Genomic DNA, 12,660 nt, shown 5'->3' with positions numbered 1-12,660 from the left:
CGGCCACGAGTTCCTCGGCATCGTCGAGGAGACCGGCTCCGCCGTCACCGACCTGCGCGCCGGCCGCCGCTCCGCAGCCCGTCGTCGAGAGCACCGAGCCCGCCGCCCCGGCCCGCGCCCGCCGTGCCGCGCGTCCCGCCGTGGCCGTCTTCCAGGCCCCGGTCTTCGCCGAGCCGATGTTCCAGACCCCCGAGACCGCCGCCATGGCCGCCGCCGCGGCGCGCGCCGCCGAAGAGGTCGAGGAGGAGGAGACCGAGGTCGAGGCCGAGGTCACCGCCGCCCCCGTCGCGCAGCCCGCCGGCCGCCGCCGGCGCCGTGGGCGCGGCGCCGCAGAGTCCGCCCCGGTCGCCGAGTCCGCCCCGGTCTCCCTGCCCGAGGTGCTCGCCGAGGAGGAGCCGGAGGCCGAGGCCGCCGAGCTCGACGAGGAGTCCGCCGAGTTCGAAGAGGGCGACGAGTCGGGCGAGCGCCCGTCGCGCCGTCGCCGTCGCGGTGGCCGTCGCCGCCGTCGCGGTGAGTCCGCCGACCTCGACGAGTCCGCCGAGGACGAGGCCGAGACCGCCGAGCAGGACGCCGCCGAGCGGGACACCGAGGAGGAGGAGGACGAGGAGTCCGACGAGGCCCTCGGCTCCAGCTCCAGCCGTCGTCGCCGTCGCCGCCGCCGTCGTAGCGGCGAGGGCGCCGCCGAGGCGACCGAAGCGGGCGACGAGGACGGCGTGCGTACCGTCGTCAAGGTCCGCGAGCCGCGCCCGGCGCGCGAGAAGACCGAGTCCTCCGACGAGGTCCAGTCCATCAAGGGCTCGACCCGCCTGGAGGCGAAGAAGCAGCGCCGCCGCGAGGGCCGCGAGCAGGGCCGCCGCCGCGTCCCGATCATCACCGAGGCCGAGTTCCTGGCCCGCCGTGAGGCCGTCGAGCGCGTCATGGTCGTCCGCCAGGCCGGCGAGCGCACCCAGATCGGCGTCCTCGAGGACAACGTGCTCGTCGAGCACTACGTCAACAAGGAAGAAGCCACCTCGTACGTCGGCAACGTCTACCTGGGCAAGGTCCAGAACGTGCTGCCGTCGATGGAGGCCGCCTTCATCGACATCGGCAAGGGCCGCAACGCCGTCCTGTACGCCGGTGAGGTCAACTTCGAGGCGCTCGGCATGGCCAACGGGCCGCGCCGCATCGAGTCCGCCCTCAAGTCCGGCCAGTCGGTCCTGGTGCAGGTCACCAAGGACCCGATCGGCCACAAGGGCGCCCGCCTGACCAGCCAGGTCTCGCTGCCCGGCCGCTACCTGGTCTACGTGCCCGAGGGCTCGATGACCGGTATCAGCCGCAAGCTGCCCGACACCGAGCGCGCGCGCCTGAAGACCATCCTCAAGAAGATCGTCCCCGAGGACGCGGGCGTCATCGTGCGCACCGCCGCCGAGGGCGCGAGCGAGGACGAGCTGCGCCGCGACGTCGAGCGTCTGCAGGCCCAGTGGGAGGACATCCAGAAGAAGTCGAAGCAGATCTCGACCTCTTCGCCGAGCCTGCTGTACGGCGAGCCGGACATGACCGTCCGCGTCGTGCGCGACATCTTCAACGAGGACTTCTCGAAGGTCATCGTCAGCGGTGACGGGGCCTGGGAGACCATCCACGGCTACGTGAACCACGTGGCCCCGGACCTGGCCGACCGGCTGTCCCGCTGGACCTCCGAGGTCGACGTCTTCGCGACGTACCGGATCGACGAGCAGCTCGCCAAGGCGCTCGACCGCAAGGTGTGGTTGCCCTCGGGCGGCTCGCTTGTGATCGACAAGACCGAGGCGATGATCGTCATCGACGTCAACACCGGCAAGTTCACCGGTCAGGGCGGCAACCTCGAGGAGACCGTCACCAGGAACAACCTGGAGGCGGCCGAGGAGATCGTGCGCCAGCTGCGGCTGCGCGACCTGGGCGGCATCGTCGTCATCGACTTCATCGACATGGTCCTGGAGTCCAACCGCGACCTGGTCCTGCGGCGCATGCTGGAGTGCCTGGGCCGCGACCGTACGAAGCACCAGGTGGCCGAGGTCACCTCGCTGGGCCTGGTCCAGATGACCCGCAAGCGGGTGGGCCAGGGTCTGCTGGAGTCCTTCTCCGAGACCTGCGTCCACTGCAACGGCCGCGGTGTCATCGTCCACATGGAGACCCCGACCGTGATCGGCGGCGGTGGCAACGGCAAGCGCTCCAAGCGCCGCGGTGGCCGCACCGAGTTCGACCAGCACGACCACGAGGTCGAGACGGTCGAGTCCGCCGACATGGGGGCTTTCGAGACCGAGGCGGAGGTGGCTGCCGAGGCCGCCGCGCCGCGGGCCCTGCCCGAGCCGGAGTTCGTCGCGGACGAGGAGCTCTACAGCAGCCCGGCCGAGGCCGAGGCCGCAGCGGGCATCAGTGGCCGCCGCAACCGGCGCCGTGCCACCCGTAAGGCCACCGCTCCGGCGGGCGCCCCGCGCGGTGCGGCCGCTCCGGTCCAGGCCCCGGCCCCCGTGGTCGTGGACGAGCCGGTGACCGAGGCGGCCGAGACGGTGCTGGAGCCGGCTGCCGAGTTCGTCGCCGAGGCCGCTGCGGTCGCCGAGGCCGCTCCGGTCGTCGAGGCGGTCGAGGAGGCCGCGCCGAAGGGCCGTACCCGTCGCCGTGCGACCCGTAAGGCCACCGCCCCGGCGGGCGCCCCGGCCCCCGCGGCCGAGGTGGCCCCGGAGCCGGAGCCGGTCGTCGTGCCGGAGCCGGAGCCCGTCGTCGAGCCCGAGCCCGAGGTCGTCGCCGTCGCCGAGGTCGAGGAGGCCCCCGTCGTGGAGGCCGCTCCGGCCCGTCCGCGTCGCCGTGCCACCCGTAAGGCCACCGCACCCGCCGGTTCCCCGGCCGGCGCGGCAGAGGCCGCCGTGGTGGTCGTCGAGGCCCCTGTGACGGAGGTCCCGGCGCCGGTCGAGGAAGCCGCACCGGTGGTCGAGGAGGCCGCACCGGCCAAGAAGGCCGCCAAGAAGGCTCCGGCCAAGAAGGCGACCGCGGCGAAGAAGGCCCCGGCCAAGAAGGCGGCGGCCGCCAAGAAGACCGTGGCCAAGAAGGCGGCCACGACCAAGAAGACCGCGACGAAGCGGGCGACGAAGAAGACCACGGCGGCGGAGCAGCAGACGCTCCCGTCCGTCTCGGCTCCGACCGAAGCCTGATTCACCGCTGAGTGACACGCGTTCGTGGGCCCCGCCGAGCGGCGGGGCCCACGGCCGTACGGGCCCGGTTTGACCCTCCGGAACCGGCCCCGTAACCTAGACCGTCGGCATGCTTGGGCGAATACCTCCAGTGCGTGCCGCGCTCCTGAGCACCTTCCTCACGTTCCGTACGCGCAAGCGTCGGGCGAGAGAGGCCGCTCGTCCAATCCGGATCCGTGCGGTTCCGCCTTCGCGGCGGAGCTTGCCTGAGCGGCTGGCTTCAGGAGCATCCGTCCCGAGTGAGAGAGAGATCCGCGTGTACGCCATCGTGCGCAGCGGTGGTCGCCAGCACAAGGTTGCTGTCGGCGACATCGTTGAGGTTGACAAGATTTCCACTGCCAAGGTTGGCGACACGGTCGAGCTCTCGACCCTGCTCGTTGTCGACGGCGACGCCGTGACCAGCGACCCGTGGGTCCTGGCCGGTATCAAGGTCACGGCCGAGATCGTGGACCACCACAAGGGCGCCAAGATCGACATCCTGCGCTACAAGAACAAGACCGGCTACCGCCGTCGCCAGGGTCACCGCCAGCAGTACACGGCGATCAAGGTCACCGGTATCCCCGCGGCTGCGAAGTAAGAGGGACTGAGACATGGCACACAAGAAGGGCGCATCGTCCACCCGGAACGGGCGCGACTCCAATGCCCAGCGGCTCGGCGTGAAGCGCTTCGGCGGTCAGGTCGTTTCCGCCGGCGAGATCCTCGTCCGCCAGCGCGGCACCCACTTCCACCCGGGTTCGGGTGTCGGTCGTGGTGGCGACGACACGCTGTTCGCGCTGCAGGCCGGTGCGGTCCAGTTCGGCACGCACCGTGGCCGCAAGGTCGTCAACATCGTTCCGGCCGCCTGATCCAGCTTCGGCTGATCGAGCGTTCGTAACTTCCCGAGGGCGGATCTCAGCTCTTCCCGGCGCAAGCCGGGAAGAGAGGTCCGCCCTCGGCGCGTTGTCATATAGACCACGTTTTAATGGGCAGTGGTAGAAATACGGCCTGCCCGGGACATTCCCGTATGTATCTGGAGGAACACCCATGACCACCTTCGTGGACCGCGTCGAGCTGCATGTCGCCGCGGGTAACGGGGGCCACGGCTGCGCCTCCGTTCACCGGGAGAAGTTCAAGCCGCTGGGCGGCCCCGACGGCGGCAACGGCGGCCGTGGCGGCGACGTCATCCTGGTGGTGGAGCAGGCGATCACCACCCTGCTGGACTACCACCACAGCCCCCACCGCAAGGCCACCAACGGCAAGCCCGGAGAGGGCGGCAACCGCTCCGGCAAGGACGGCCAGGACCTCGTCCTGCCCGTGCCGGACGGCACCGTCGTCCTCGACAAGGACGGCAACGTCCTCGCCGACCTCGTCGGCCAGGGCACCACCTACGTGGCCGCCGAGGGCGGCCGTGGCGGTCTCGGCAACGCCGCGCTCTCCTCCGCCCGCCGCAAGGCCCCCGGCTTCGCGCTCCTCGGCGTCCCCGGCACCACCGGCGACGTCGTCCTGGAGCTCAAGACCGTCGCCGACGTGGCGCTGGTCGGCTTCCCGAGCGCCGGCAAGTCCTCGCTGATCTCGGTGCTCTCCTCGGCCAAGCCGAAGATCGCGGACTACCCCTTCACCACCCTCGTCCCGAACCTGGGCGTCGTCACGGCCGGCTCGACCGTCTACACGATCGCCGACGTCCCGGGCCTGATCCCCGGCGCCAGCCAGGGCCGTGGTCTGGGCCTGGAGTTCCTGCGTCACGTCGAGCGCTGCTCGGTGCTGGTGCACGTCCTGGACACCGCCACGCTGGAGTCCGACCGCGACCCGATCGCCGACCTCGACGTCATCGAGGAGGAGCTCAAGCTCTACGGCGGCGGCCTGGAGAAGCGTCCGCGCCTCGTCGTCCTCAACAAGGTCGACATCCCGGACGGCCAGGAGCTCGCCGACATGGTCCGCCCGGACCTGGAGGCCCGCGGCTACAAGGTCTTCGAGGTCTCCGCGGTCGCCCGTACGGGGCTGAAGGAGCTCTCCTACTTCCTCGCCGAGGTCATCGCCAAGGCCCGTGCCCGCAAGCCGAAGGAGGAGGCGACCCGTATCGTCATCCGCCCGAAGGCCGTGGACGACGCCGGCTTCACCGTCACCTACGACGAGGTCGAGGACGTCTACAACGTGCGCGGCGAGAAGCCGGAGCGCTGGGTCCGCCAGACCGACTTCAACAACGACGAGGCCGTCGGTTACCTGGCCGACCGCCTCAACCGCCTCGGTGTCGAGGAGGCGCTCAGGAAGGCCGGCGCCCGCGCCGGTGACGGCGTGGCCATCGGTTCCGACGAGAACGCGGTCGTCTTCGACTGGGAGCCGACCGTCATGGCCGGTGCCGAGATGCTGGGCCGCCGTGGCGAGGACCACCGTCTGGACGCCCCGCGTCCGGCCACCACCCGCCGCAAGGACAAGGAAGCCCAGCGCGGGGACTCGGCGCAGAAGGAATACGACGAATTCAAGCCGTTCTGAGCCCCTCCCGAGGGACTTGTGCCCGGAAGGTTTGAAGGCGCCTTTATGTGGGTCGCCTAGGATCTTCCGGGTGAACAGCAGCAACCTCCCCACGGTTTCCGTCGTGGTCATCGCGTACAACGACGCCGGGCTCGTGGGCGAGGCCGTTTCCTCGGCCCTCGCCCAGGGCCCGGTGGTCACCGAGGTCATCGCGGTGAACGACGCCTCGTCCGACGGCACCGCGCGGGTGCTGGACGAGCTGGCCGCCGTCCACCCCCGCCTGAAGGTCGTCCACCGGACGGAGAACAGCGGGGGGTGCGGCACCCCGCGCAACGACGGGATCGCGGCTGCTTCCGGCCGATACGTCCTCTTCCTCGACAGCGACGACATCCTGCCGCCGGGGGCCGCCGACGCCCTGGTGCGCACCGCCGAGGAGCACGGGGCCCCGGTCACCGTCGGGGCGGCGGTACGACGCGAGCTGCCCCTGCACCACGACGTCCCGTGGATGCCCGGACTGCACACCCCGGGCGAGGTGATCGAGCGGCCGGTGGACCGGCCCGACCTCGTCCGCGACACCCTCTGCGTCAACAAGCTGTACGCGCGCGCCTTCCTCCAGGAACACGGCCTGCGCTTCCCCGACGGCCGGTTCATCTACGAGGACTTCGTCTTCACCGCCCGCGTGCTCGCCGCGGCCCCCCGCATCGCCGTCACAGGCGACCTCGTCTACGTGTGGCACGTGCGCCGCAGCGCCGCCCAGGTGTCGATCTCCCTGGACCGCAAGGACGTCGGGAACTGGCGCTCGCGCATCGAGGCCCATCGAACGGCCGCCGGGATCCTCGCCGAGGCCTCCCCGGTGCTGGGCAGTGCCTGCCGGGTGAAGTTCCTGGAGTACGACCTGCGCATGTACCTGCGCGAGCTCGGCCGGGACCCGGAGTACCAGGCCGCCTGGTGGACCCTGACCCGCGAGTACGTCGACACCTTCCCCGAGGCCGACATCGAGTCCGCCGCGGCCCATGCCCGCTGGATCGTCTCGCTGCTGCGCGCCACCGTGACCCCGCCCGCCGACGTCGAGCGCCTCACCCGGCTGGCCGCCGAACCGCCGCGGCTGCTGCCCCCGTACGCGACCGGTCCCACCGGAGCTCCGGTGTGGAGCGAGGAACTGCCGGTCGAGCTGGTCGGGCTGACCGGGCTGCCGGTCGGCGAGCTGCCCGTCACCGTCGACGCCGAACCGGCCGGCCGCGCCGCCGTCCGGATCCACGTGCACGACCTGTACGGGCGCCTCGCCGAGGCCGGGCCCCTCACCGCGCAGCTGAGCTTCGTACCCCGTGCGGGCGGCGCGGCGGTCCTCGCGCAGCCGGTCGAGCTGCAGCCCGATTCCGGCGGAGGCTGGGTCGCCGTCCTGCCGTTCCGTCTCGCCGACCTCGCCGTCACGGGCCGCCGTCAGGGGCTGCGCAGGATGCAGGCCTGGAACGTGGGGGTGGGCGTGCGGTGTGCCGACGGGAGCTCGGTGTTCACCTCCTTGCGCCCCCGGGGCCGACTGCTTCGCCGTCGGGCCCTGCCCAGCAGCAGGTACGGTGTTCTGCTGGCGCAGCCCTACCGGACGGGGGCCGGTGCCCTCGCGCTGCGCCTCGCGCCGGGCGCCGAGGGCGCGCTGTACCTCGTACGCAACCGCCTCGACCGGGCCCGGGCGGCCCGCGGGGCGGACTGAGGCCCGCAGGCGGGGGCCGGTCGGAGACCTTCACCCGCCGCACTCTTCATCCCGAAGTCGGACAGGACCAAGGAGAGAACATGACGTTTCTGATCACCGGTGGCGCCGGATACATCGGCGCGCACGTCGTCCGCGCGATGCGGCTCGCGGGGGAGGAGGTCGTCGTCTTCGACGACCTCTCCACGGGTGACGAGAACCGCGTACCGGAAGGCGTCCCGCTGGTGGTCGGCTCCGTCCTCGACCGGCTGGTCCTGGAGGAGGTCATCCGCAAGCACAAGATCACCGGCGTGGTGCACCTCGCGGGCAAGAAGCAGGTCGGCGAGTCCGTCGAGAAGCCGATGTACTACTACCACGAGAACGTGCAGGGCCTCGCCGTCCTGCTCCAGGCCGTGGCCGACGCGGGCATCCGCAACTTCCTCTTCTCCTCCTCCGCCTCCGTCTACGGCATGCCCGACGTGGACCTGGTCACCGAGGACACCCCGTGCAAGCCGCTGAGCCCCTACGGCGAGACCAAGCTGGCCGGGGAGTGGCTCGTGCGGGCCGCGGGCAAGGCGCACGGCATCTCCACCGCCTGCCTGCGCTACTTCAACGTGGCGGGCGCCGCGGTCCCCGAGCTCGCCGACACGGGCGTCTTCAACCTGGTCCCGATGGTCTTCGAGCGCTACGACGCCGGCCAGGGCGCCAAGATCTTCGGTGACGACTACCCGACCCCGGACGGCACCTGCATCCGCGACTACATCCACGTGGAGGACCTCGCGGAGGCGCACGTGGCGGCGGCGCGCAAGCTCGCCGAGTGGGCCGCGGCCGGCGAGCACAAGGACCTCACCGTCAACATCGGGCGCGGCGAAGGCGTTTCCGTCGCCGAGATGGTCGAGCTGCTGAACAAGAACACCGGGCACGACATCGCCCCCGTGATCAGCCCGCGCCGCCCCGGCGACCCGGCGAAGGTCGTGGCCTCGGCCGACAGGATCACCAGCGAGCTGGGCTGGAAGGCCCGGCACGACGTCCGCGAGATGGTCACCTCCGCCTGGGCGGGCTGGGAGGCGAACAAGGTGGCCCGCAAGGACGCCCACCGGGACGTCCACAAGGCCTGACGGGTCGAAATCGAGCCGTATCCGACCGCATGTGGAGCGGCCCGCCCCGGACACGTCCGGGGCGGGCCGCTCCACATGTGCGTCGTGGCGGGGGGTGCGGTCAGCGCTCCAGGAAGCAGAACAGCTCTTCCCACCGGTCGGTGATCTCGGGGCTGGAGTACCGCTGCACCGAGCGGAAGGCGTTGTCCCCGAGCCGGTCGCGCAGCTCACGGTCGGACATCAGCACGCGCAGGTGCCCGGCCAGCTCCATCGTGTTGCCCAGCCGGGCCAGCAGCCCGTCCTCGCCGTGCTCGACGATCTCCCGTACGCCCGGCGCGCAGTCGAAGGCCGCCGCCGGCACGCCCGCCGCCATCGCCTCCAGCAGGGTGATCGGGAAGCCCTCGGCGCGCGAGGCCTGTGCGAAGACCGAGGCCCCGCGCAGCGCGCCCAGCACGTCGTCGGTGCTGCCCATCCACTCCACGGAGTCGTCCAGGCCCAGCGAGGTGCAGTGCGCCTTCAGCGTCGCCTCCTCCGCGCCCGCCCCGTAGATCCGCAGGATCCAGTCGGGGTGGTGCGGCGCGACGTCCGCCCAGGTGTCGAGCAGCAGGTCGACGCCCTTCTCGAAGGCCAGGCGGCCGACGCACGCCACGACCTTCTCCGTGCGCGGCGCGGGGGAGTCGGGCATGAAGGGCAGCGGGTTCGGCATGCTCCCCACGTTCTCCATGCCCGCCCGGATCCACAGGTCCGCGTCCTCGGCGGTCAGCACCAGCAGCCGGTCGACCTGCGGGTAGAAGCGACGGACCCGCTCCCCGCGGGTGGACTTCTGGCTGGCCTCGAACGACTCGTGGCTCATCCCGATGACGGTGAGCCCCTTGGTGTCGGCGAGCGCCACCCACTCCATCGCCCAGACCTGGGTGACGATGACGACACCGCCCGGCCGGGCCGCCCGCAGCAGCTCGCTCAGCTGCTCGGCCTTGACCCGCATCTGCGCCCGCCGGGCCGCCTGGCGGCGCCGCTCGGGCGCGTTCAGCCGGCCCTTGATCCCGCGCAGCCGGCGGGCCGACGGCGGGTGCGTCTCGTAGAGCGTGGTCGTCTCGTACGGCAGGCCCTGCGGCAGCTTCTGCCGGATGTCGTCGGCGACCGGGGCGATGCCCACGATGTGCACCCGGTGGCCGCGGTCGGTGAACTGGCGGGCCATCTGGTGCGACCAGGTGGTCACGCCGCCGATCTCGTCGACGTTGTTGGAGACGATGAAGATGTCACGGCCGCCCGGAGCGACGGTCTGCTGGTTCACTTGCCGCTCCTGGTGAAGAACTTCTCGACGATCCGGCGGGCCGCGTCCCCCCGGTCGTATTCGCCGAACTCGGCGAGGAAACGCTGCCGTGCCTGGGCGTACTTGACGTCCGCCTCCTCGAAGGCGGCGAGCGCCTGCAGGAGCTCGTCCGCCGTGGCCACCACCGGACCCGGGGCCTTCTCCTTCAGGTCGAAGTACGTGCCGCGGATGTCCGTCGCGTACTTCTCGTAGTCGTACGCGAAGAACAGCATCGGCCGGTCCAGGACCGCGTAGTCGAACATCACGGACGAGTAGTCGGTGATCAGACCGTCGGCGAGGGCCAGCAGCGGGGTGATGTCGTGGTGCCGGGACACGTCGATGACCCGGCCCGCCACGGACGGCGGCAGCGAGACGCTGTTGAGGTAGTGGGTCCGCACCAGCAGCGTGAAGCGGTCGCCGAGCCGGTCCGCGAACTCCTCCACGTCGAAGGGGAAGGTGAAGCCCTCCACCGCGCCGTCCGCGCCCGCCCGGAAGGTCGGCGCGTACAGCAGCACCTTCTTGTCCGGGTCGATGCCCAGCTCGCCCGCGAGGGGCCCACGTACCCGCTCACCGCTGTGCGACTCGGTCCGATGCGCCTCGACGAGGGCGTCGTTGCGCGGGTAGCCCGTGCGCAGCAGTACCTCGTCCCGCAGTCGGAAGCCCTTGGCGAGGGTCCGGGTGTCGTGCTCGGAGCGGATCAGGAAGTGGTCGAAGCGGTCGACGGCAGCCTGGAAGCGGGCCTGGCCGGCCCGGCCCTGCGCCTTGGTCCGGGGCTCGTGGAAGCCCATCCGCTTGAGCGCCGAGCCGTGCCAGGTCTGGATGTACGTGGTTCCCGGGCGCTTGGCCAGCGCCAGCGGGAAGCCCTGGTTGTCGACCCAGTACTCGGCCTGGGCGAGGGCGCGCAGGTACTGCCAGCCCCAGCGCCTGACCAGGGTGGCCTCCTTGGGGAAGCCGGTGGGCTTGGCGCCCGCGTAGGACCAGATCGCCTCGAACGGCGCGCCCTGGCGGACGAGCTCCTCGTAGATCGCCTTCGGGCTGTCGCTGTACTGCTTGCCCATGTGGCTCTCGAAGACGACCGTGCCCTTCTTGATCGGCAGCTTCGAGAAGACCTCGTGGTAGATCTTCACCTTCTGCTCGCCGGAGCCGATGTTCCGGCGGGCCCGCAGTGCCTTGCGCAGGCCCCGCTTGACCACGCCGGCCGCCTTGCCCTGTATGGCGTTGTTGATCAGCGACTGGGTGCGGACGGCGGCGGCGCCCTCGGCGCTCAGCACGTAGCTGAGGTTGCCCTTCTTGGTCATCTGCGGCCCGAAGCGGTCGGAGACCAGCCGGGTCAGCCGCGGCCGCACGCGCAGCCGGGTCGCCGATTCCAGGTCGACCCCGCCGATCGCGACACGGGTGATGATCCGTTCGCCGCCCGCGGTCAGCTTGAGGCGGACGTCCCAGACGGCGTCGATGATGCCGAGCGGACGGACGGTGCTCGCGACGTCGGCGGTGCCGGTCCACTCGATCGTGTCACCGGCGTGGCGGACGGTTTCCACCGGGAAGCTGAAGGACCGCACGCCGATCTGCCGGCGGGCCCGGAATTCGAGCGTGGCCTTCAGGTCCGCGTCGGCCGGGATCCGGCCCAGCGGGTTCACGACGGAGCCGGACATGGTGACCGTGCCGCGGCCGTCGTCCTCGTAGGCGGTGAGCCGGTTGCCCAGGGTGAGGGAGGTGAGCGGCGTGGTGTGGAAGGCCTGCTCGGTGACGTCCAGTATCCGGCGGGCCTCGTCGGCGTCGGGACCGTCGATGTGCCGCGCGCACCAGTAGACGCGGCCGTCGCGCTCGGCGAGCGGGGAGGTGAGCCGACCCTTGTTGGTCATGGCGTCGGCGGCCGGGAGCAGGTTGTCCCAGTCCTCCTTGCCCAGCAGGTAGGCGCAGATCGCCTGGAGGTAGGTGACGTTCTCGTACGCGGCCGGGTCGATCCCCGCGAGGTAGCCGTTGGCGAGGCGGGCGAACTCCTGGCGGTACTCGTCGCTCAGCAGCGGCAGGTCGCGCAGGTGCAGCACCAGGTCGTGCTTGAGGAACTTGGCGTCCTTCGCGGACTTGATGTCCGTGTGGCCCTTCTCGGCCAGCAGGGCGTCGACGCGGCGGTGGATCTCCATCCGGTGGACGAAGTTCGCGATCTCGTGGCGCCGGTTGCTGATCGACAGGGCCGCGGCCTTCTCGACCACGTTCCAGAAGTAGACGTGGTTCGGGATCAGCGTGATGCGGCGGGCGGCCACGTAGGCCTGCGCGGAGAACAGCAGGTCCTCGTAGTGGATGCCGACCGGGAACTCCAGTCCCTGTTCCAGCAGGAACTCGCGCCGGTAGCACTTGTTCGTGGAGAGGGTGTCGTAGACCAGCAGGTCGGGGTACTCGGTGATCGATTCCAGGGTGCGCGTGCGCGAGTAGATCCAGGGGTACCACTCGGTGGTCTTGCCCCACCGGTTGTCGAGGTGCACGCGTACGCACATGCCCGCGACCAGGTCGGATCCGGTCCGCTCGGCGGCGTCCAGCATGTTCCGGCAGGCGTTGCGCTCCAGCACGTCGTCGCTGTCGAGGAACATCACGTACGTTCCGGTGGCCTGCTGGATGCCGTGGTTGCGCGGCGCACCGCAGCCGCCGCTGTTCTCCGGCAGCTGGAAGGCGCGCACCCTCCCCGGATGTGCGGATTCCAGTTCCTGGGCGACCGCGTACGAGCGGTCCTTGCTGCAGTCGTCGACGATCACGACTTCGACGCTGTGCAGGGTCTGGTCCAGAACCGACCGGACTGCTGTCGGCAGACGCTCTGCGTCGTTGTAGACGATGACGACCACGGAGACGTCGGGCACGTGCACCTCGATCCCTTCGTTTCGTTACGTTGAGCTGATTCCGCTTATCTCGTCCACGCTACCG

General features: G+C 71.0%; 8 protein-coding genes. 6 read left to right on the top strand and 2 right to left on the bottom strand.

The window, feature by feature from the left end; all coding sequences use genetic code 11:
• The 6 genes from AB8A24_RS15315 to galE all read left to right on the top strand — a co-directional run.
• On the top strand, positions 1-3,164 hold a 3,164-nt coding region (locus AB8A24_RS15315), incomplete at its 5' end, for a ribonuclease E/G (RefSeq protein ID WP_369476064.1).
• A gap of 295 nt (positions 3,165-3,459) precedes the next feature.
• On the top strand, positions 3,460-3,780 hold the full coding sequence (rplU, locus tag AB8A24_RS15310) for a 50S ribosomal protein L21 (RefSeq protein WP_030715748.1): 321 nt from the start codon (positions 3,460-3,462) through the stop codon (positions 3,778-3,780).
• A gap of 13 nt (positions 3,781-3,793) precedes the next feature.
• Positions 3,794-4,048 (top strand): 50S ribosomal protein L27, encoded by a 255-nt coding sequence (gene rpmA, locus AB8A24_RS15305; RefSeq protein WP_030027134.1) that lies wholly within the window; start codon positions 3,794-3,796, stop codon positions 4,046-4,048.
• Positions 4,049-4,226: 178 nt separating this feature from the next.
• Positions 4,227-5,672, top strand: coding sequence for a GTPase ObgE (gene obgE / locus AB8A24_RS15300; protein ID WP_266391337.1), 1,446 nt, complete (start codon positions 4,227-4,229; stop codon positions 5,670-5,672).
• A gap of 70 nt (positions 5,673-5,742) precedes the next feature.
• Positions 5,743-7,359: a glycosyltransferase family 2 protein gene (locus tag AB8A24_RS15295; protein ID WP_328963387.1), complete on the top strand. Its 1,617-nt coding sequence runs from the start codon at positions 5,743-5,745 to the stop codon at positions 7,357-7,359.
• An 80-nt stretch (positions 7,360-7,439) separates the two neighbouring features.
• Complete coding sequence (galE, locus tag AB8A24_RS15290) at positions 7,440-8,453, top strand: UDP-glucose 4-epimerase GalE (RefSeq protein WP_328963388.1); 1,014 nt, start codon at positions 7,440-7,442, stop codon at positions 8,451-8,453.
• A gap of 100 nt (positions 8,454-8,553) precedes the next feature.
• Here the strand turns inward: galE and AB8A24_RS15285 are convergent, their stop codons facing one another.
• Together AB8A24_RS15285 and AB8A24_RS15280 are read right to left on the bottom strand one after the other, a co-directional pair.
• Positions 8,554-9,726, bottom strand: coding sequence for a glycosyltransferase (locus AB8A24_RS15285; protein WP_328963389.1), 1,173 nt, complete (start codon positions 9,724-9,726; stop codon positions 8,554-8,556).
• A complete protein-coding gene (locus tag AB8A24_RS15280; RefSeq protein ID WP_328963390.1) occupies positions 9,723-12,602 on the bottom strand; it encodes a bifunctional glycosyltransferase family 2 protein/CDP-glycerol:glycerophosphate glycerophosphotransferase in 2,880 nt (959 codons plus the stop codon). The genes AB8A24_RS15285 and AB8A24_RS15280 overlap by 4 nt, the downstream gene beginning before the upstream one ends.
• Between the last annotated feature and the right edge of the window lie 58 nt (positions 12,603-12,660).

It is taken from the genome of Streptomyces sp. BF23-19 (assembly GCF_041106355.1).
Taxonomy (GTDB): Bacteria; Actinomycetota; Actinomycetes; order Streptomycetales; family Streptomycetaceae; genus Streptomyces; species Streptomyces virginiae_A.
Note: the sequence above shows the minus strand (reverse complement) of the source record. Positions and strands in the feature narration are given on the sequence as shown.